18 protein-coding genes are annotated in these 19,635 nt (G+C 60.0%); 9 read left to right on the top strand and 9 right to left on the bottom strand.

All coding sequences use genetic code 11. The features are described from left to right. Positions 1 to 80: 80 nt before the first annotated feature. On the bottom strand, positions 81 to 338 hold the full coding sequence (locus KBY81_RS01265; protein WP_254975317.1) for a hypothetical protein: 258 nt from the start codon (positions 336 to 338) through the stop codon (positions 81 to 83). Between the two features lie 527 nt (positions 339 to 865). Between KBY81_RS01265 and KBY81_RS01260 the strand changes: the two genes are divergently transcribed. Further along, entirely contained in the window at positions 866 to 1,552 is a 687-nt protein-coding gene (locus KBY81_RS01260; RefSeq protein ID WP_254975315.1) for a thermonuclease family protein, read from the top strand. Between the two features lie 272 nt (positions 1,553 to 1,824). Next, positions 1,825 to 2,034 (top strand): excalibur calcium-binding domain-containing protein, encoded by a 210-nt coding sequence (locus KBY81_RS16675; protein ID WP_396103643.1) that lies wholly within the window; start codon positions 1,825 to 1,827, stop codon positions 2,032 to 2,034. Between the two features lie 212 nt (positions 2,035 to 2,246). Here the strand turns inward: KBY81_RS16675 and KBY81_RS01255 are convergent, their stop codons facing one another. After that, the gene (locus tag KBY81_RS01255; protein ID WP_254975314.1) at positions 2,247 to 3,416 is read right to left on the bottom strand and encodes a hypothetical protein; all 1,170 of its coding nucleotides are present in this window, start codon (positions 3,414 to 3,416) and stop codon (positions 2,247 to 2,249) included. Positions 3,417 to 3,825: 409 nt separating this feature from the next. Between KBY81_RS01255 and KBY81_RS01250 the strand changes: the two genes are divergently transcribed. Then, positions 3,826 to 3,972: a hypothetical protein gene (locus tag KBY81_RS01250; RefSeq protein WP_254975312.1), complete on the top strand. Its 147-nt coding sequence runs from the start codon at positions 3,826 to 3,828 to the stop codon at positions 3,970 to 3,972. Between the two features lie 287 nt (positions 3,973 to 4,259). Then, positions 4,260 to 4,889, top strand: coding sequence for a hypothetical protein (locus tag KBY81_RS01245; protein WP_254975310.1), 630 nt, complete (start codon positions 4,260 to 4,262; stop codon positions 4,887 to 4,889). 431 nt (positions 4,890 to 5,320) lie between these two features. On the opposite strand, the gene KBY81_RS01240 is transcribed toward KBY81_RS01245, so the two are convergent. After that, positions 5,321 to 5,812, bottom strand: coding sequence for a hypothetical protein (locus tag KBY81_RS01240; protein WP_254975309.1), 492 nt, complete (start codon positions 5,810 to 5,812; stop codon positions 5,321 to 5,323). Positions 5,813 to 6,685: 873 nt separating this feature from the next. Next, complete coding sequence (gene msrA, locus KBY81_RS01235) at positions 6,686 to 7,393, bottom strand: peptide-methionine (S)-S-oxide reductase MsrA (protein WP_254975307.1); 708 nt, start codon at positions 7,391 to 7,393, stop codon at positions 6,686 to 6,688. Positions 7,394 to 8,030: 637 nt separating this feature from the next. Here msrA and KBY81_RS01230 point away from each other — a divergent pair. Further along, positions 8,031 to 8,999 (top strand): diguanylate cyclase, encoded by a 969-nt coding sequence (locus tag KBY81_RS01230; RefSeq protein ID WP_254975305.1) that lies wholly within the window; start codon positions 8,031 to 8,033, stop codon positions 8,997 to 8,999. A 135-nt stretch (positions 9,000 to 9,134) separates the two neighbouring features. On the opposite strand, the gene KBY81_RS01225 is transcribed toward KBY81_RS01230, so the two are convergent. The 3 genes from KBY81_RS01225 to KBY81_RS01215 all read right to left on the bottom strand — a co-directional run bounded on the left by KBY81_RS01225 (position 9,135) and on the right by KBY81_RS01215 (position 11,193). Further along, positions 9,135 to 9,863, bottom strand: a complete 729-nt coding sequence (locus KBY81_RS01225) for a tRNA-dependent cyclodipeptide synthase (protein ID WP_254975303.1) — start codon at positions 9,861 to 9,863, stop codon at positions 9,135 to 9,137. A 148-nt stretch (positions 9,864 to 10,011) separates the two neighbouring features. Then, complete coding sequence (locus tag KBY81_RS01220; protein WP_254975301.1) at positions 10,012 to 10,713, bottom strand: DUF4079 domain-containing protein; 702 nt, start codon at positions 10,711 to 10,713, stop codon at positions 10,012 to 10,014. Between the two features lie 3 nt (positions 10,714 to 10,716). Further along, positions 10,717 to 11,193 (bottom strand): DM13 domain-containing protein, encoded by a 477-nt coding sequence (locus KBY81_RS01215; protein ID WP_254975300.1) that lies wholly within the window; start codon positions 11,191 to 11,193, stop codon positions 10,717 to 10,719. 208 nt (positions 11,194 to 11,401) lie between these two features. Between KBY81_RS01215 and KBY81_RS01210 the strand changes: the two genes are divergently transcribed. Beyond that, entirely contained in the window at positions 11,402 to 11,758 is a 357-nt protein-coding gene (locus tag KBY81_RS01210; protein WP_315858456.1) for a cupin domain-containing protein, read from the top strand. A 495-nt stretch (positions 11,759 to 12,253) separates the two neighbouring features. Here KBY81_RS01210 and rppB read toward each other — a convergent pair whose 3' ends face one another. Beyond that, positions 12,254 to 13,630 (bottom strand): two-component system sensor histidine kinase RppB, encoded by a 1,377-nt coding sequence (rppB, locus tag KBY81_RS01205; protein WP_254975297.1) that lies wholly within the window; start codon positions 13,628 to 13,630, stop codon positions 12,254 to 12,256. A gap of 11 nt (positions 13,631 to 13,641) precedes the next feature. After that, entirely contained in the window at positions 13,642 to 14,346 is a 705-nt protein-coding gene (rppA, locus tag KBY81_RS01200) for a two-component system response regulator RppA (protein ID WP_254975295.1), read from the bottom strand. A gap of 123 nt (positions 14,347 to 14,469) precedes the next feature. Here rppA and KBY81_RS01195 point away from each other — a divergent pair, with 123 nt between their 5' ends. Genes KBY81_RS01195 through KBY81_RS01185 form a run of 3 tightly spaced genes read left to right on the top strand, consistent with a single transcriptional unit; the run spans position 14,470 to position 19,337 of the window. Beyond that, entirely contained in the window at positions 14,470 to 15,063 is a 594-nt protein-coding gene (locus tag KBY81_RS01195; protein WP_254975294.1) for a hypothetical protein, read from the top strand. Between the two features lie 42 nt (positions 15,064 to 15,105). Then, positions 15,106 to 18,246, top strand: a complete 3,141-nt coding sequence (locus KBY81_RS01190; RefSeq protein ID WP_254975293.1) for an efflux RND transporter permease subunit — start codon at positions 15,106 to 15,108, stop codon at positions 18,244 to 18,246. Next, on the top strand, positions 18,243 to 19,337 hold the full coding sequence (locus KBY81_RS01185; protein WP_315858455.1) for an EamA family transporter: 1,095 nt from the start codon (positions 18,243 to 18,245) through the stop codon (positions 19,335 to 19,337). The genes KBY81_RS01190 and KBY81_RS01185 overlap by 4 nt, the downstream gene beginning before the upstream one ends. Positions 19,338 to 19,635 lie beyond the last annotated feature (298 nt).

Here is a 19,635-nt window from a genome sequence, read left to right as displayed (position 1 = left end):
GAGGATAAAATGCTGCAATCGGATATTTATCCTGAATGGTATGTACATGTGATTACTTGAACGGGCTGCTGATGAGCGCATCATCCCAGCACCACCTTCGAGTGAACCACGGTCTTCCGCTCACGCCCGAATTTCAGAAGAGGGAGCAGGCGCTTGCTCAAGATCGACCGCATCATCACCCTAGTTCTGCCGAAGTCGAAAAGCTGGGAACCCAAAGTGTAATGGCTCAGCATGGCGCCCATGCCGGATTTGAAGATCGTCAGAGAGTTCAGCTCGTCTTCCGCGTCCTTGATGGCGGCGGTATCCCTCAGTTCATTGCCGACGGAACTCCCGTTCACTACGGCTTTGAACTTGTTAATTATCCCTTCCTCCTACGCAACAGCATTCCGCTTGTTCGCCGTCACCACCGAAGATCCATTCCACCCCCGAGACCTTGGTAATGGAGCAAGCTATTGGGCGCCCCCGCCGTCCTAGGGGTAGAGCGACTCCTCAGCCCCGCCAGTGAAGACGGGGACATGTTCGCCGGTGAGGGTGTCTATGCGTTCGAGGGGCCAGCAACCGGCATCGAAGTGCCAGAGGTAGCGGGGCATGATGATGGAGAGGCTGCCTACAGGGTTCCCTGGGGCGGTCAAGTCAGCGAGAATGGCCTGAGCCAACTTCTGCACGATGCGCTTCCCAGTCCTGCTTGCAACGGCCTTGGCCACCCTCACTCTGGTTCCGCCACCAGCCGGCGCAAAGGTGGTCGCCGAAGGAAAGCCCAGTCCCGGCGGCTTCTATTGGCAGAAGGTTCATAAAAGCAATGGCAGCACCCAGTACCTCTGCCGCTCGACCAAGGATGCAGCGATCCAGAAGAACGCGAAGTGTGATGGGGCGAAAGCAGCAAAGCCATAGTCGCATCCTTGGTCTGTGTGCCGCGTGGCTGGTCCTGGCTGGCCCTGCTGCAGCGGCCACGGTGATCTCAGTCGGTGATGGCGACACTCTGAGGGTGGAGGACAGAGGGAAGAAGATCACGATCAGGCTGGCCTGCATTGATGCGCCAGAAACTGCTCAGGCCCCCTTCGGCATGGCCTCCCGCCGCCTACTTCAGGAGCTAGCTCCGATCGGGGCGAAAGTGCAGCTGGTCATCAAGGACCGTGACCGCTATGGGCGCACCGTGGCCGACATCCAGCGCAATGGGCAGAGCATCAACATGAGGATGGTTCGCGCCGGTCAGGCGTTCGCGTATCGCCAGTACCTCGCGAAATGTGATGCAGCCGCCTACCTCAAGGCCGAGCGCGAAGCAGAGAGGGCGAGCCTGGGTGTCTGGGCCGTGCCAGGTGGAATCAACCGTCCATGGGACTTCCGCCGAGGAAGGCGAAGCGGGAGCACATCCACCAGCAAGCCACAGGCTCCAGCACCTTTGGGGACGATGCAACCGAGAGCTACGCCATCAGCCAGCCGCTACCGGTGCAAGGAGATCGGTAGCTTTGCCAGGGCCCAGGAACTGCTGCGGCACGGCCACACCTACCTCGATCGTGATGGCGATGGGGTGGCATGCGAGGCGCTGCGCTGAGTTGGCAATCATGATCCAGGGCCCTATCGTCTCCAGGTGCCGGTCCAGTTCCTCACAGTCTGAGGTGAACTGGGCGGGTCAGGGCCTTTACGAGCGGCACCCGATGGTCAACTGCCTAGTACCCCCCCAGAGCGACAAAACGTAGCCGCCGTGCAGATTTGATCATACCTATCGAGCAGAGGGGAGCACGATCAGAATTTTCGTGACCAAATTAGGTTGATGAGTGACAATGACTAGGTCTATAATGCCGTTGGTAATTCGTTGCTACACAAATGATCAACACAAAGGTCGCAATCCAAGTCCTGCTAGGGGCACTTCTAGTTGGCTCTGGAACTGCTCTTGCCCAGAATTGCTCATCTTTTTCGAACTGCGCAGAGGCGGTTAGATCTTACAACGAGGGTAACACCAAGCTGGATCGCGATAAGGATGGCATTCCTTGTGAAAGCATCTGCGGAAGCAATGGCGAGAACATGCCACGTTGATTCGTTGCTTACACGATTTCGAGGCAATCCCTTTTCGAAGACTGCGAGAAGGGATTGCCCGATAACCTTTTCGCTCAGGAAGAGATATAGAGACTGAAGTAGTTGAACTCATTTGATGTGCTTGGGACGATCGGCGAAAAAGCCTGAGGGATTAGCTTCTTTTCAGACTCCCCAGAATAATCTGCTTGTGCTGCTTCCTGAATCAAAGCAAGTTAATCCAAAAGCTCTGCTTTGAATTCTCCCTCATCGGAGCTCCAGTAGTAGTCTTCATATGATATGCCAAACTGCTCAGCCAGGAATCGGCTGATCCTTTCTTCAGCCTTCATGCTCAGTGTCATCCATTCACGAGGCATTCGCTTGTATCCTAAGTACCTCATTATTTGGTGTGCCTGCTCAAGATCAAGACGAAAATAGTAGTCGTCTATGTCCCTCTCGCATGCCACTCTGACGCTTAGACTAATTTCGTTGTCACCATCACTGCTGGATGTGTAAAATGCTTGCTCAGCTCTAGGCTCTCTACTAGTGTTGTGCGCAATTGATGGGAGGTCTGTCATGTCAGATAGAACTTCCTCTGCAAGTTGCTCCCATGAAACCGCCATAGAGTTAAGGCTTCGACAGGCAACTTCTAAGAACACATGTTTTCTCTCAAGATCTTTTGCAATTGCTACGATACTTTGTTTGATTGTCTCGTCGGTCTGAATCGAAGGAGCAGGGTTAAGTTCAGATTCGAACTGTTCTGCAATGGCTAGCTCCTGCTTCATTTCATGGATTTGACTTTGCCGCGTTCGCTCGGCCTCCTTAATGCTGTTCCAATTGTCGCGATTGAGGAGAAAGATGATTAACGCTACCAAAAAAAGCAAGCATCCTAGAAGTCGAGATCCGAACAGTGAAACAAGTCCGGCAATCAAAAAACTGATAGTGACGGTCTTGGCTTGCTTTGCTGACTTGATCTTGGTAATCTCTCGTTGATAAGTCTGGATATACCCTCTGGCTTCGTCTATTGAGACAAACCTAGATGCCTCTTGAAGTCTTAACTCCGCAGTTCTTCTCAACTCAGGAGCATTGCCACGAAGCCAGTCGAGCTGACTCTTCGTTCGATCTGAAGCATTAGAAATATCAGCATTAAGTGCACCCCTCATTGATGAAGCACCCTTATATCTGACGGATCTCACCGCTGAACGTTGATTCCGAACCCATGCAGCGAGGCATCGCTTTTCTTCAGAAATGCCAGAAATGCATTGGTCGCTGTGGTCAATAACAATTATCGAGCAAGCACCAACCTTAAGCGCTTGGTGCCGATCCAAGGGTTTCTCAAGTCGAGACAACTCGTTGCTGGAAGAAAGCAATTCATTGAATGGAACAACTTGGAACGCATACCCCATAGGTGTGGACGTAAGACTGTGCTTGTCACATCTTACAATGTTTTCTTGGTGGACTTGTTGGCAGGGATCCTGGCGGGTTGTATTGAGTATAGTTTCACTGGATTGAGATATCAAGCGGAGAGGAGTTTATTCCTAACTCAAGATATTGCGTACAATTCCGATCATTGATAATCTGTGGTTATTCTAGAATTAGATCTAAGCAACGTTGGTGTCGAAGTCTGATTTAGGACCAAGTTTACAGTTGAGCCCTGCAGCGACCATTGGAAGCAGGACTCATTCAGGCGGCTCAGCGGGAGCTTGTGTTCACACAATCCAAATTCCTCAGCACTGAGGTGGTCTGATTTTTCTGGACAGGCTCCATAGTCAACCTGTGAGGCGGGGCACAGACACTGAATGGGGGCTCCCACCGATGAGGAAACGCCGCATCCATGGCCTCGAGTTCAAGGCCACACTCGCCATGGAGGCGATCAGTTGTCGAAAGACGCTCCAGGAGATCGCCGCCGACTGCGCGGAGCGCCTGAGTCAGGTGGGCCGGTGGATGAAGCTGGGCAAATAGACAACGCTTGGTCGTCTCCGGCAACCAGATTAGGCGATTGACCACGGCGATCGGTCAACCCTTCTCCATCCTCATCCCCGGCAAGCCTCGCTGGTCTGCCCCTTCCCCTCCCCTCCTCCTAGAGCATCAGGGGAGCCGTATAAGTGATTCGGACACAACAGATGGAACACACACTTCGCCAGCGTACTCAGAAATCCAGATTGTCTATCTCATCAGCCTGGGTAGGATGTGAGTGGCTAAAACCTACTGGAATGCAAATTTCATCACGAACGCGCAGGGATGCCTTGATGGCCAGCTTTTTCATGGCAATTGCATCTTGCTTGGTTTTCCCGAACCCCCTGTTGGCGTTGCCCGGGGAGACCGGCAGTGAAATCGTGCGCAATTGGCGCGCAGCCACACATATCCTGCCTCGACCTAATCTCGTTAGAAAGCTGACAGATGGCTATCCGGACTTTGAATCCACGGGCGCTGCTGCAGGCGGCCGTCTTACCTTCAGTGCATTCCTGAATAGCAGTGGAATCTCCGAAAGCGAAACCATTGACTACAGGCCGGACGCCTGTGAAACGGAGCCCTATCGCTGCTCAGGTCAAGTTGTTTTTCAGAAGAGTGGCAATAACTTGGGCCACCTCCTGATTGCCGAGGTCTTTGGACCAGAGGTGCTGGAGGACTTTCTTAGCTCAGAAGCACTTAGAATAATCAATGATCCTGGGTGGGCCTCAGGTGCCGTCAACGTCTTTTATGCAGGTAAGCGTTTTAACTATTCCACTTGGGTTCATAGCGAGCCTGGTAAGGTGAGGGCTATTTCCCACTTCACTGTTCTCAAGAAGAATGACGCCGAGCTCCGTCGACGCATCCGATTGGCCGAGACTTGCTCAAGTCCGAGCATGAGGAGCGACCCTCTCTGCAGCTCCCCTTGAGGCTGCCTTTGGTCCCACTTCCCCGAGCACCTGATCTCACATATCCCGTCAGCCGGGGAGGTGGGATTCATCCACACTCCAGCTTGGACAGGGGACGGACAAAGCCATTGCTCAGCCCTACCTGTAGTTCTCACCTCATTTCTGACAGGTGCACGATGTTGAGTCTTCACCATGAGGCAATGTATCCCCCTCTCGGAGAGTAGACATACATCGACCAGGGCGACATCCTGCCTGGCTCAAGGTTTGAGCCTTTGAGCTCCAGCTGGCTTCGGCTAGAATACTGGCACTATTTCAAGGTCCACATTGAGGTTTCGGGCGAAGTAGACAGGCTGAGTACCTGCATTAAGGCGCATTTATTGAGGTGCCGTCACTTCTGAGGCAGGAGGCAAGCATATCATTCACATGATCTAAGTGCGATATCGCTCTAACCGCTAAAAGCCGGCAGGCGCCTTTGGTATTGGTTTTTGGCGGAATTTCTCGATTATTACGACGTCGAAATAGAATGCGTCCTGACTGAGCCTTATCCTGATCGGACTCGATGCCACACCATTGCTGCATGTGTATGTGGGTAAAAGGCCGTTGCTTGTCATTCCCTCAACTTCTTCTTTCATCCTGAACTCTTGCCCTGTCGCATCTTTGACAAATCCAGCTGTGCAAAGTGGTGATGAACAAGGAACCTCTACTTCAATTCTTACCGTTGAGCCATTAGCGCATTTGAGAACCCAGTAGATGTCGTGAAGGGCCGCATCTAAAATCCTGCATTCATGGACTTTATCATTCGATGTCCGAATAAATGCTTTGCGGCCAATTAATGCGTCTTGCCGAAATGGTGGCCTGCCGGCCGGTTCACATGCGAATGCATTGTTCGGCAGGATCATCCCGGCAATAGCTGTAGCGAGAGGAAGGCGAAAGAAGGGTGTCATCCTTGATCAGTCTGCGTACGCTTGTCTCGACCTGGAACTAGCGTGACCCCGTCAATAGTCCAGTGCCTATGAGAGCTGGTGGGGTTGGCCAGGCCACGTTCCGTTGCTGGAGTATTTCCCAGAGCATACGACCCTAGTGCGCCGACTGTTGACTGTATGTGTTGTACCCGATTCCGTGCTGCTCTGAGCTGGACTGGCTTGTCTTTACAGTGACCATCGTTGCCAAGTGTGCAGTACATCGCCCTGTAAAGTGCGCTCCCGCTCAAAAGGTAGCTCCGCGCCCAAGCTCCGAGCCCATGGCCAAAGTCATTTTGTAGGCTATCAGCGGTCGCCAGAACCTCCAGGAGATCTCCTTTGCGCCAGCATGCACTTGATCCAGGTAAGGCAATGGAGGCGCCGGGCATTTAGGAAGCGTCCTGTCGCCCTCATGCGAGAGGTCCCGGACAGGTGGTTAACCACGGAGATCGACCCAGCCAGTCCCTTCCTCATCCCCAGTCAGCCACGCTTGCCACACTCCCCCGAGAATTCGATCCCATTGGCCCCGTCAAGCTGTGGGGGCTCAATCAATCACTCTCCGATTCGGACGAGGGCGGACAGGGTCCGGACAGGGCTACGTCTCCCCCCTCTTCCCAGTTCTCACCTCGCCCCGGACTCCCCGGACGGGGGGCACTCCCCACTATCAGACTTTTGATGAGTCACCTCGTCCCCTGCTCAGCAGCCAGCGAAGAGAGGTGGCAACCGCCGCTGTTCGGCGCGTCCGGGTGTCCGGCTCAAAGGTGGGCGGGAAGCTCCGTTCGCTGGCACCGGTGGATGGCCCCCCCCCCGAGGGCGAACTATTTCAACCACCATCTGCACCAGCATTCGGCAAACCGCCTATCGGTACAACCCAGGGAACTCCGCTTCAAGCCGGGCCAACTTGGGCTTGTCGTGAAAGACCACGTAGGGATGGGTCGGGTTCCGGGCCACGAAGTCCTGGTGGTAAGCCTCGGCGGGGGTAAAGCCTCGCCAAGTCTCCACCGTGGTGGCGATCGGCTCCGTGAAGACCCCGGAACGGTTCAACTGGGCGATGTAGCCCGCAGCCACCCGCCGTTGCTCGGGGTTGGTGGGGAAGATCGCCGAGCGGTACTGGCTACCCACGTCGGGTCCCTGGCGATTCAGCTGCGTGGGGTCGTGGGCCACCGCGAAGAACACCTTCAGCAACTGGCCATAGCTCACCCGGGCGGGGTGGTAGGTGATGCGTATGCCTTCGGCGTGGCCGGTGTTGCCGTTGCTCACTCGTTCGTAGTCGGCGGTGTCCGCCGTGCCGCCCGCGTAGCCGGTCACTACCTCCCTGACGCCTTTGACGTGCTCGAAGACCGCCTCCATGCCCCAGAAACACCCCCCAGCCAGCACCGCCGTGGCGGTTCCGGCAGGAGTGCCGGCAGGGCTCTCAGCCAGGACCGGATTGGGGAGGTCCCTCGCGGAGGCGGCCTGCAGCCGAGGTACTGCGGAGGCTGCCAGGAATCCAGCTGCCAGTAGACCGGCGGCGATCAGTCCCCCGGCGGCGGCTCTGCGGGCCAGGGGTGGGAGAGGAGAGGGCATCGAACGAGGGGCACACTTCCCAATACCGGTGGAGGCGGCCATTGGATGGGCTGAAACGACATGGGTACCGTTCAGTCCCCTCTTGCGGGCCTGGGCGAGCGCGCTATGGGGGATGGCGCCCTCTGGCAAGCCTGGATTCTTGCCAATGTGCTGGCTCTCTCACCACCCCGAGCACATCGCCCTGCGCCGGCTGCAATCCCACCAAGCAGTAGTTCAGCTGCCAAGATCCCGACACTCCCATAGCACAGATGCGGGTCGCTCCACAGCTGTGCTTTCTAGGCATTCTGATCCTCACCCCCTTGGCCGCCGCTGCCGCTACGTTGATGTCATTCGGAGATGGCGACACGCTGCCCGTGGAGGAAGCGGGGAGGAAGATCACCTTCCGTGTCGCCTGCATCGACGTCCCAGAGGTTGAGTAGGTATCCTAAGGCCAGAAGGGTCACGGTGGAAGCGGATGAGGTTACACCCCTTGCGATTCTGCAGCCATCCATCCATCGAGTATAGGGAGACTCTGTACAGCTGGTTGCACTAGACTCATGCAAACGTGGTCAACAGAATAAAAGTCTAGCTGGCTCGTTCAAGCCGGGTTCACCAGACATCCTTTAGAATAAGACCTTGAAGCTTCCTGGAGTTGAATATGAAATCCCCCGCTATTCCAATCGATGAACAAGAGCGCCTTTCTCAGCTGAGGTCGTTGGCAATTCTGGACACCTCCCCTGAAGAGAGATTCGACCGCGTCACCCGCATGGCGCGACGGCTGTTCGGTGTTCCGATCGCCTTGGTATCCCTTGTGGATGAGAACCGGCAGTGGTTCAAGTCCTGTTTCGGCTTGGATGTCAATGAAACCGACCGCCGGATCTCCTTCTGCGGTCACGCGATTCTCAACCAGGGGACGCTGCTTATCGAGGACACACTAAAGGATGAGCGATTCGCTGACAACCCTCTAGTGATAGGTGCGCCGCATATCCGCTTCTATGCAGGCCAACCCTTACACACCCTGAGTGGTCAAGCGATAGGTACGCTTTGCATCATTGATCGAGAGCCCCGCAGCTTCGGGCAAGACGACCTATCGATGCTCAAGGATTTAGCCGGAATGGTCGAACGCGAGTTCATGGCAGTGCAGTTGGCCATTTCGGACGAACTGACCCGCATCTCGAATCGCCGAGGGTTTCTGGCGCTCAGCAAGTACAGCCTGGAAATATGCAAGCGGCAGAGTTTCCCTGCCACGTTGGTCTTCTTTGATCTGGACGGGTTCAAGCATGTGAACGATAGCTACGGACATGCCGAAGGTGATCGCGTCCTCAAGGAGTTTGCAGATCAGATGCGGGAATCCTTCCGCACGTCGGATTTGTTCGCCCGACTTGGTGGTGACGAATTTGTTGCCTTGCTGACCAACGTCAATGCCGACGCGATTGATGTTCTCATCGAACGCTTCGACACTGCGCTTCAAGCGCGCTTCGCCGCGTTGGCCCTGCCCTACAGCATCGGGTTTTCCTATGGGCTTCTTTCTTATGAACCACTGAAGCATTCATCGATCGAAGACATGCTGCATGCGGCAGATAGTGCAATGTATGCGAACAAGAGAGGTAAGCGCGGTGGGCTGTAAGTTGCTTTGCTAATAGCTAACCATGCGTCAATGTGGACCGCACGGCCTTAGGCCTACTCATTGAGACGTCAGTATCCCGCTCCTGTTCTTGGGAGTCTCTGTTGGCTGGGCGTGATCTGCCACAGCCGGTGATGGTTATGCAGCCTCTCGACTAAGTGAACCCACCGGTTCCGCCAGCTGCTGAGCGATCACAAAATGCTGCCCAGTCGACGGTCCGATCGAGAAGTCACCTGAGAAGATCCGCTCGAATAGCCGGAGCGAGCGGTGGTACACAAACGTCGAGGTCTGGACGTCGAAGAGCTCAGGCCCGTAGAGGATGAGTGGCAGCTCTGCCATTAGATAGTCTACCGCACCCAAGCGCTGGTCATGGCTCGGTTCATGTCCCTCCCGGCGCCGATTCTGAAGAACGTCGTCCGTTGCGGCAAGGCACTCCAGTTGAAACTCCCGGTCGGTGGCGAAGGCGTTGCGGCAGCGTTGTTCAGACGCGGCATAACGATCGAGCCGCGCCACCTGAGTCCAGGGAAGCAGACCCAGGCGGTTGGCAACAGTGCCAACGGCTTCGCGGGCTCGACCAATCTTGTTGTTGAGGTGGCGCACTTGTCGGCTGGTCTTACGGGCGGCCACTTCAGGGACATAGCCGCCCGCCTCCAATGTCCACACCGTCGGGGTGTCGGGAACGAACACATCGACGCGATCGAAATGTTCGTTGGCCCAGGCCAGCAACTCGGTGAGTCGACCCTCACTGTAATAACTGGTGAATGGGCTCGTCCCGACGACGGCATGGAAGCGCTCGCCGCGATCGGGTAAGCATCGCGACAGATAGGACGTGTTGCGATGAAGGTTCCCATTGCTGTAGGAGCTCAAGACGCACCCCTCCCCGGGGCGCGGCCGAATGACCATGCCGCAGTCGGGGCACGGGTGGGACACAACGCAGGCCGAATGCGCGATGCTCGTTGCGATCTGGGTTCTGCATCGGGGACAGGCCAACTCCATGGTCAAAGACGTTTCCAAGTCAACGGGGTGCCGGCGGCGGACAGGTTCGTGCCGTGTAGTCGCAGGCATAGATCGTTGGTTTCTGCCAGCTGAGGGGAATCTCCAGCAGATCGCGAGGGCCGCTGATGCCCTGGGCCAGGAAGATCAGAGCGGCCAGGAGGTTGGCGCTGACGTGCAGGCGGCGCCAACGTAGGTGTTTGTGGATCTCCGGCCGGCAGGCCACAGAGAACAGCATCAGGCCGGTGAGCCCGATGCCGCCCCAGAAGTGCGACTGCCAGAAGGCCAGCTCGAACGGGTTGTCGCTGAGGCGGAACACCTCTGGCTGCATCCCCAGGGTGATCACCCCCGCCCAGCAGAGCAGGCCGAAGCTGGCCCGGTAGGCGGGCCGCTTCACCCGCCAGAGGGCCGCCAGGGCGATCCCCGATCCCACAAGCACCAGCAGCAACAGCCCCAGCCGTTGTCCCCCCCCTTCGAAGGCCGAAAGGGGATGCTTGGTGGCGATCACCACCGCTTCGGCGATCAGCACGATCGCCACCACCGAACCGGCCAACAGCTTGCCGAGATCGGCATGGTCCCGGCCCACCGTGGCGGGATGTTTGGCCTGGGTGAGGCGGCGATCCCGGGTCTGCTGCGCCAGGCGCAGCACCATGCCCAGCAAGGGGTAGACGAGCACTACAGCCAGGGCCGGATGGAGCAGCCAGAGCCAGTCGACGGTCTGCATGGCTCAGGGCTTCAGGGGGGCCCAGGCCATGGTGGCGTTGAACGCCTCACACCAGATCATCACCGAGCCCTGCTGGCTGAGGTCGATCGAGGCGGGGATTACGTAGCTCTGGGCGCCGGAGGCGGATTTGAGCGGGGCGAGCACCGTGTAGGTGCCGGCCTTGAGGGGGAAGCTGGGGGGATTGGTGCTGGCCAGGGGCATCGCCGAAGGGCTGAAGATCACTTTCAGGTCAGGGGCGGTTTCCTTGGTTTTGAAGTCGCCGCTCAGCACCAATAATTGCTTGCCAGCCTTGTTCACGATGGTGTAGCTGCCGCTGACGGGGGCCTCGGCCATGCGGAAGCTCTGCATAGCCACTGGTGCCGCTTGGGCGATCAGGGTGGGGACGGAGCCCTGCATGGCTTCGGTCCGCCCGGGCGTTGCGGAGGTGCCGAGGAGCGTCAGGGCCAGGGCGCCTGCCAGGGACATCGAAAGGGGCTTCATGGGGAACGGTTCGTGGGGAGCGGCGTGGTTGGGATCCCGATCGGATCCGCTCACGCTTGTTGTCAATACCCGCAAGCCGCTTGATCGGATTGGGTGCCTGCCTGTCTGACCTTTCCGGGCACGGACAGGCCATTCAAGAGAATCGTTGTAGGGTGATAAGCCGCTTTCACTCCATCGTCAGCTGTAAACCTCATGCAAGGGATTTGCCATGGCTAGCGGCCGTCTTTTCCATGCCTATGCATTCATGCAGCCGTCCGACGATGAGCCGATACGGTCGGTCATCACGGAAACGGCTGAAGCGGCGGTCGTCGCCTGGTATGTCAAGCCAGGCCAGCGAATCGCGGCCCACCTTCACCCTGCCGGTCAGGACACCTGGACGATTCTCTCCGGGCAGGGCGACTACCAGACGGATGCATCAGGTTCTTCCCTTGCAATCACAGCTGGGGATGTGGTCGTTGCCCCCAAAGGGTGTGTGCACGGCGTCAGCAACAACGGAAAAGAGCCACTCACTTTCATTTCAGTCGTTACCCCTGCAGATGCTGGCTTTGAACCAGTCCGTAACTAGCTGGCCTTGATTCCTCCATCCTGCTATTGCTCATCGCATGCATCGCCATACAACAATGTGAGAGCTGAATCACAGCCAGGGTTATCCTCAATGATCTTAACTCTGAGCAGGGGACAGCAGTTTGGTGGCGCTCTAATCGCTCCTGGAGGTTGTGGACCGCAACAACTCCGATCGGGTGATAGGAGTGACACGTCTTTCGTCCAAGTACGAGGCAACTTGCGCTCATCTAGCCAAAAGTGAACCTCCCGTTGCTGGCTGGGACGAGGGAGGACCTCTCATCACTGATCAATCATTGAGATCCCACCATCCATTAGGTAACCAGACTCTGCGCTCATTGGGCAAGAATCCAATAGGTCGCTATTGACGTGGCCATCATATATGCTATATTCTTTCGCTAATCAGTCTGCCCGTACAGTGCAAATATCGGAACTATTGGCACAGACGACTCATGTACTGCTGATGCAGTTCAGTTTGATCAAGCTTCACTTGGGCGCATCACCCAGACATGGGAAGTCTCACGGTGAAGACACTCCCGGAACCCGGCTTGGAAGCCACGAAGATTTCGCCGCGATGGCGACGGACGATCGCCGCCACGATGGAGAGCCCCAGGCCTGTCCCGCCCTGGCGACGGGATCGCCCTGGATCACTGCGGAAGAAACGATCAAAGACGCGCTGCTGATCCACTGGGTTGATGCCGATGCCGCTGTCCTGGACCTCCAACACCGCCTGGCCTCTCTCGCGCCTCAGGCTCAGCACCACCTCACCTCCTGACGGTGTGTACTGAATCGCGTTGAGCAGCAGGTTGGACACAAGCCGATAGAGGTCAGATTCCGTGCCCTGCACGGTGATGTCCTGCTCACCCCCCACCAGTTGCTGATCCAGCCCTGCCGCCGCCGCCGCCTCGCCGGTTTCTTCGATCAGGTCCCGCGCGATCTGCACCAGGGAGCAGGGCTCCGATGGCCCAGCCGCCTCAGGAGCATCCAAACGGGCGAGCAGCAGCAGATCGCTGATCAGACGGTTCAGCCGTTGCCCTTGCCGGTGGACCACCCCCAGCATCTCCCTGGTGGCAGGCTGGTCGGCCGGGGCCTGGGTGCTGTGGGCCTCCACCACGGCCAGCAGGTTGGCCACCGGTGCCCGCAATTCATGGGCCGCATCGGCGGTGAACTGCTCCTGCTGCCGGTAGGCCGCCAGCAGCGGCCGCATCGCCAGGCCGGAGAGCCACCAGCTGGCCAGGGCTGCCACCAGCAGGGCGAGCACCACGATCGTCTGGGTGGCCCACCAGAGCCGTTCCCTCTCCGTCTCCAGCCCGCGCAGGCTGCGGCCGATCTGCAGATAGCCCCAATCCAGCTCCGTCGGCTTCGCGCCCTGATGCGCCGGCGTGTGGGAACGGTGCAGGTGAATCGCATACTGCAGGAAGCGCTCACCGCCCTGCCCCGTCACCACCGACCAGACGGTGTCGGGTCGGGCCACCTTCGCCCTGGGTGCGTCACCCGGAGAGCCGGGGGAGTGGGCGATCAGCACGCCACGACGATCCAGCAGACGCACGTAGAAGCGCTCTGGATCGGTGATGCTGACGGCATGGCGCGGCAGCAGGGAGGGCGGACTCGGACAGGGCTCACCCACCAGACAGAGCCCGGGGAGCACCCTGGCCAGCTGAGGTGAGGGCCTGGCTTCCGGCGGCAGCAAGGGTTTGAGGCTGTCATGCAGGGTGCCGGCCAGGGTCTCCACCTCCCGCTGGACGGCCGTCCAGTTGGCGCGCATCAACAGGCCGAACAGCCCATAGCCGGCGCCGTAGAGGATCACCCCGATCACCGCAAGATAGACCGACGCCAGCCGCAGGCGGCTGCTGGGAATGGGACCGGGCCAGGCCATGGCGGAGGTGCCTATGGTTCCGGTTCCGGATCGAAGCGATACCCCTTGGAGTGCACGGTCTCGATGGGAGAGGGAAGCCCGTGGCTGGCGATCCGGCGCCGCAGCAGCCGCACCTGGGCCGCCACCACATTGCTGATCGGATCCTCGTCCAGCGACCAGAGCTGGGACCGCAGCCGCGCTCCGGGAATGATCTCCTGCGGATGCTCCATGAAAAAGGCCATGAGCTGGAGTTCCTTCGCGGACAGGTTGATCCTGGTGGTTTCCTCTCCCCGCTGAACGGTGAGGCAGCCCTGGGCCGGATCCAGCACATAGGGCCCGGAACTGAGCAGTGGCTCGCGGTAGTTGGGCTGGCGGCGTTGCAGCGCGCGGATCCTCGCCAGCAGTTCCTCCATCGCGAACGGCTTGCTCAGGTAGTCGTCGGCGCCGGCATCAAGGCCTTGCACCCGGTGGCTGGTGTCGGCCAGGGCAGTGAGCATCAGCACCGGCAGGGTCAGACCGGCCCCGCGCACCCGACGGCAGAGTTCCGGGCCTGAAAGACCCGGCAGCATCCAATCGACGATCAGCAGGTTGTAGGTGGCCAGCTCGCTGCGCAGCAGGCTCCAGGCCCCCAGACCCTCCGTCACGTGATCGACGACATGCTGCTCGGCCCTGAGCACCGTCTGGATCGCCCCGACCAGCTCCGCTTCGTCCTCCACCAACAGGATGCGCAGGGGCATGGGCCTGGGCCAGAAGTCAGACATTGCGGCTGATCCTAGGTAGCGCAAGCGGTTTCACCTGTTTTTCATCCCCACTGCGGCATCCTCTGCGGGTCCTTGTCCTGCCCTCGCGGCAGCAGCAGCATGCGCGCCCTTCTTCTGGCCACCAGCCTCAGCCTCGGAACCATGACCCTCGGCAGCCTGGCCCTCGGCGGACTCCATCCGGCCGTGGCCCATGTGGGCCATGGCGATGAGTTTCAGCAGCAGGGGAACGTGCGCCAGGTGAAGGCCAGCGCCGAGATCGATTCCATGCTGGGCATCACCACCGCCCCCGCCACCGAGGCCGGCGGTGTGGTCTCCATTCCCGTCGCCGCTGTGGTGGATGCGGACGGCAAGCCGCTGGCGTTCGTGAAAAGCGGCACCACCTACGACCCGGTGTTCCTCCAGACCGGCTCCAGCAAGGGCGATCAGATCGAAATCACCGACGGCAGCATCTCGCCGGGAGACAACGTGGTGACCCAGGGGGCCCTCTCGCTCTACGCCGAATCGAAGAAGAGCCAAACCGCCGTGGCCGCCAGTGGGGAAACCCCCGCCGCTGCTTCTGATGCCCCAGCCACCCCAGCCGTGGCCGCGCCCTCGGCCGCCGCAGGCCTCAACCCCCTGGTGATCGGGGCCGGTGCTGCGGTGGTGGTGGTGGGCGGTGTGGTCGTGGCCTCCCGCCTGGGGAAGAAGAACTGACACCCGAAGCCTGCGCATTCTACCGCCACTCAACCCATTCCCATGTTTGAAAGCCTGCTCAACCAGACGCTGCGCACCTCGATCGCCAAACGCTGGCTGGTGGTTGTGGTCGCCATCCTGATCACGCTCTGGGGCCTTTCGATCCTCAGCCGCATGCCCCTGGATGTCTTTCCCCAGTTCGCCCCACCCCAGGTGGATGTGCAGACCACCGCCGATGGTCTGGCACCAGAAGAGGTGGAACAACGCATCACCGTGCCGATCGAATCGGCCGTCAACGGACTGCCGGGAGTGGAAACCGTGCGCTCCTCCTCGAAGGTGGGGCTTTCGATGGTGCAGGTGATCTTCGATCAGAACGCCGACATCAACCGGGCACGCCAATCGGTGGCGGAACGCCTGCAGCAGATCGAGGCGGAGCTGCCCGCCAATGCCAGCGCGCCGGTCATCTCCCCGCTCGTGTCGCCACTGGGCACGATCCTGCAGTACGCCTTCACCTTGAAGGGCGGCGGCCCGACCACGCTGATGGAGCTGCGCCGGATCGTTGCCACCACCTTCAACAACCAGATTTTGGCGGTGCCCGGTGTCTCCCAGGTGACCCTCTATGGCGGTGAAGAAGCCCAGCAGCAGATCCAGATCAATCCCCAGCAACTGCAGGCCCGCAATGTGTCGCTGCAGGCCGTGGCTGAGGCGGCTGCAGCGGCAAGCTCCAATGCACCCGGCGGTTTTTTGATCGCGGGCGGGCAGGAGAAACTGATCCGCGCCAGCGGCCAGGCAAGCAGCCCTGAGGAACTCGCCGATTCCGTGGTGACAGGCAGCAAAGGCCAATCGCTCCGGCTCGTGGATGTCGCCACCGTGCGGCTGGCCAGCGCCCTCAAGCGCGGCGACGGCAGCTTCAACGGCAAGCCGGCGGTGGTGCTGATGATCAACAAGCAGCCCGACATCGACACCCCCAGAGTCACCCGTGAGGTGGAGGAGCGGATCGCCGCCCTCAGCAAGACCCTGCCGGCTGACATTCAGGTGACGCGCACGTTCCGGCAGGCCAGCTTCATTGACACGGCGATCAGGAACGTCAGCAGCTCCCTGATCGAAGGCATCGCGATCGTCTCGGTGGTGATGGTGCTGTTCCTGATGAACTGGCGCACCGCCGTCATCACCCTCAGTGCCATCCCCCTGTCGTTGCTGATCGGCCTGATGCTGATGCGCGCCTTTGGGCTGGAGATCAACACCATGACCCTCGGCGGGCTGGTGGTGGCGATCGGCTCGGTGGTCGACGATTCCATCGTGGACATGGAGAACTGCTACAGCGGCCTGCGCCGCAACCAGGTGGCCGCCCAGCCCAAGAATCCCCTGCAGGTGGTGTACGAAACCTCGGTGGAGGTGCGCCAACCAGTGATTCTCTCCACCGTCATCATCGTGGTGGTGTTCGCGCCGATCTTCAGCCTCACGGGCGTGGAAGGGCGGATCTTCGCGCCGATGGGGCTGGCTTACCTGCTGTCGATCGCCGCCTCCACCCTGGTGGCGCTCACCCTCTCGCCAGCGCTCTGCGGGATTCTGCTGGCGAACACGCGGCTCCCCGCCGAGAACACCTGGATCGCCACCTGGGTCGAGCGGGCCTACAGGCCAATGCTGGAGCGGGTGCTGGTCTCCCCCAGGCGGGTGCTGGCCGCTGCCCTGGCCGTGGTGGTGATGGCCTGCGCCATCCTCCCCAGCCTCGGGCGGGTGTTCCTGCCGGAGTTCCGCGAGAAGTCCCTGGTGAATTCGATGGTGCTTTATCCAGGCGTGTCGCTGGAGATGACCAACCGCGCCGGGCTGGCGTTGTCCAACACCCTCAAGGCCAATCCACTGTTTGAGTGGGTGCAGGTTCGTACCGGCCGGGCCCCGGGAGATGCCGATGGGGCAGGCGTCAACCTGGCCCATGTGGATGTGGAGTTGAGCGATGCGGCGATGAAGGATCGCCCTGCCGCCATCGCCGCACTCCGCCAAGCCTTTCTTCGCCTTCCAGGCGTGGCACCCAACATCGGCGGCTTCATCTCCCACCGCATGGATGAGGTTCTCTCGGGGGTGCGCAGCGCCATCGCCATCAAGATCTACGGGCCCGACCTGGCCGAACTGCGCCGGATCGGGGAGCAGGTGCGTGACGCCATCGAACCGATCCAGGGGGTGGTGGATCTGCAGCTCGAACCCCAGTTGCCCATCCAGCAGGTGCAGATCGCTTTCGATCGCAAGGCCGCCACCGCCAACGGACTGACGATGCAGCAACTCGCTGATGCGGTGGAGATCGCCCTCAACGGCAAGACGGTGGGCCAGGTGGTGAGCAACGGCACCGATCGCACCGATGTGGTGGTGATGCTGCCCGAGCAATCCCGTAACAGCCTCGATGCCCTGCGCGCCATTCCGATCTCAACCCCCGCCGGCACCATGCTGCCGCTGGGATCCCTGGCCCGGATTGACAACGGAGTGGGCGCCAATGTGGTCAACCGGGAGGATGTGTCTCGCTTGATCGTGGTGTCCGCCAACGTCAGTGGCCGGCCACTGGGAACGGTCGTCGGCGACATCCAAAAGACGATCGACACCAAGATCAAGGTGCCCAGCGGCTACTTGATCCGCTACGGCGGGCAGTTCGAATCAGAGGAGCGGGCCACCGCCAACCTGGTGCTCTACAGCTTGCTGGCCACGGTGGTGATTGCCGTGTTGATGTTCGTGTCCGTCAAATCTCTGCCGGCCACGGTCGCCATCCTGATCAACCTGCCCCTGGCCCTAGTCGGTGGCCTGGTGGCCATCCTGCTCACCGGCGGTGTGCTTTCGGTGGCCTCCCTGATCGGCTTCATCACCCTGTTCGGGGTGGCGGTCCGCAATGGCCTGCTGCTGGTGGACAACTACAACCGCCGCCACGCCGAAGGGCTGGAGCTCAAGGAGGTGATCCGCGCCGGCAGCCTCCAGCGCCTCAATGCGATCCTGATGACAGCACTCACCTCGGCTCTGGGCATGCTGCCGCTGGCCCTGGCCTTCGGGGCGGGCAACGAGATTCTGCAGCCCCTGGCGATTGTGGTGCTCGGTGGTTTGCTCACCTGCACCAGCCTCACCCTGCTGGTGCTCCCCGCCCTCTATGCCAGTTTCGGACGCTGGTTGCTTCCCCGGCTCCGCAAGCCTGCGCGAGGCTTGAAGCCATTGGCGGCGATCCTGTGACGAGAGTGAGGGGTAACCCACAGCGGCAGGGGCTGATCGCTGGCCTGCTGGCCGCGGTGTTCTTCGGCCTCAGCGCTCCCTTGATCAGCTTCGTCAGCCAAGAAGGCTCGCCGCTGATGATCGCGGCGCTGCTCTACGCCGGAGCTGCCTTCGCGCTGCTGATGGTGCGGGGGTTCCGTGGTCAGCAGCAGCAGGAGTCACCGGTGCAGCGCCGTGACCTTCCACCGCTGCTGGGGCTCACCGTTCTAGGGGGGATGGTTGGTCCGATCTGCCTGGTCCAGGGTCTCACCCTGCTTTCGGCGGGCTCCGCCTCGCTGCTGCTGAACCTGGAAGCAGTGTTCACGCTGCTGATCGCGGTGCTGATCGGCCGTGAGCACCTCGGCCGCAGGGGGCTGATCGCGGCCGTGTTGATCCTCTCCGGTGCCGTGCTGCTCACGGAGGGCTCTCTTCACGGAGCAACTCTGCAGGGCACCCTGCTGATCGCCGGCGCCTGCCTGGCCTGGGGGATCGACAACAACCTGAGCCAGCGCCTGAGCCTGCGCGACCCCCTCCAGATCGCGATGCTGAAGGCGATCGGGGCCTCAACTCCCATGCTGCTGCTGGCCCTGGCGGCCGGCCAATCCCTGCCGGCCTGGCCCGTTCTTCTCGGACTGCTGGTGATCGGCGCGATGGGCTACGGCCTCTCGATCTGGCTTGATCTGCTGGCCCTACGCCATCTGGGTGCGGCGCGCGAATCCGTGGTGTTTTCAACGGCTCCGTTCGTAGGCGTCCTGTTCTCCGTAATGGTGCTGCGCGAGGCATTCACTAGCGGCATGGGGACGGCCTCAGCCCTGATGCTGCTCGGCGTTGCCGTTCTGCTCAAGGAAGACCATTCCCATTGGCATCGCCATGACGCCTTCAGCCATGCGCATCGTCACAGGCACGACCCGACCGGCGGAGACCCCCACCACAGCCACGACCACCCTCGGAATGACCAGCTCTCAAGCGATCCACAGCAGGCCTATTGGCATGCCCATGAGCATCAGCACGCACCGATTGAGCACGAGCATGCTCACGTCAGTGATGTTCATCACCGCCATGGTCATCGCTAGGGAGGCTGAGACGCATCGCTACTGCTGATACTGAGATTGATTGAACCATCTCAAGTGAGATTTTTACACGGCTTTATCATGGATCTTCAGGCCAAGTGTTGACATGAACCTGTGGGCGGCTTCTGTCCTTGTGGCGAAGTTAAGAATCAGCGCCAGAAGTTAAGCAGGAACCTTCTGAGTGCTGCTGAGGAGGGCCGCCCCCTCCCCCGCTGGTGTCTCGCCCAGAGCCCTCGGCGAAAAAGGGAGCCGTGAGGCCCATGGGGCTGGTCCTTTTGGGACTCAGATCACCGAGACGGTG

It is taken from the genome of Cyanobium sp. Lug-B (genome assembly GCF_024345635.1).
In the GTDB taxonomy this organism is placed as follows: domain Bacteria; phylum Cyanobacteriota; class Cyanobacteriia; order PCC-6307; family Cyanobiaceae; genus Cyanobium; species Cyanobium minutissimum.
Note: the sequence above shows the minus strand (reverse complement) of the source record. Positions and strands in the feature narration are given on the sequence as shown.

Bases quoted from the DNA above. Each gene is read 5' to 3' on its own strand.
- KBY81_RS01260 (WP_254975315.1), top strand. From the start codon at position 866: ATGGGGCGAAAGCAGCAAAGCCATAGTCGCATCCTTGGTCTGTGTGCC.
- KBY81_RS16675 (WP_396103643.1), top strand. From the start codon at position 1,825: ATGATCAACACAAAGGTCGCAATCCAAGTCCTGCTAGGGGCACTTCTA.
- KBY81_RS01255 (WP_254975314.1), bottom strand. From the start codon at position 3,416: ATGGGGTATGCGTTCCAAGTTGTTCCATTCAATGAATTGCTTTCTTCC.
- KBY81_RS01250 (WP_254975312.1), top strand. From the start codon at position 3,826: ATGAGGAAACGCCGCATCCATGGCCTCGAGTTCAAGGCCACACTCGCC.
- KBY81_RS01245 (WP_254975310.1), top strand. From the start codon at position 4,260: ATGGCCAGCTTTTTCATGGCAATTGCATCTTGCTTGGTTTTCCCGAAC.
- KBY81_RS01240 (WP_254975309.1), bottom strand. From the start codon at position 5,812: ATGACACCCTTCTTTCGCCTTCCTCTCGCTACAGCTATTGCCGGGATG.
- msrA (WP_254975307.1), bottom strand. From the start codon at position 7,393: ATGCCCTCTCCTCTCCCACCCCTGGCCCGCAGAGCCGCCGCCGGGGGA.
- KBY81_RS01230 (WP_254975305.1), top strand. From the start codon at position 8,031: ATGAAATCCCCCGCTATTCCAATCGATGAACAAGAGCGCCTTTCTCAG.
- KBY81_RS01220 (WP_254975301.1), bottom strand. From the start codon at position 10,713: ATGCAGACCGTCGACTGGCTCTGGCTGCTCCATCCGGCCCTGGCTGTA.
- KBY81_RS01215 (WP_254975300.1), bottom strand. From the start codon at position 11,193: ATGAAGCCCCTTTCGATGTCCCTGGCAGGCGCCCTGGCCCTGACGCTC.
- KBY81_RS01210 (WP_315858456.1), top strand. From the start codon at position 11,402: ATGGCTAGCGGCCGTCTTTTCCATGCCTATGCATTCATGCAGCCGTCC.
- rppB (WP_254975297.1), bottom strand. From the start codon at position 13,630: ATGGCCTGGCCCGGTCCCATTCCCAGCAGCCGCCTGCGGCTGGCGTCG.
- rppA (WP_254975295.1), bottom strand. From the start codon at position 14,346: ATGCCCCTGCGCATCCTGTTGGTGGAGGACGAAGCGGAGCTGGTCGGG.
- KBY81_RS01195 (WP_254975294.1), top strand. From the start codon at position 14,470: ATGCGCGCCCTTCTTCTGGCCACCAGCCTCAGCCTCGGAACCATGACC.
- KBY81_RS01190 (WP_254975293.1), top strand. From the start codon at position 15,106: ATGTTTGAAAGCCTGCTCAACCAGACGCTGCGCACCTCGATCGCCAAA.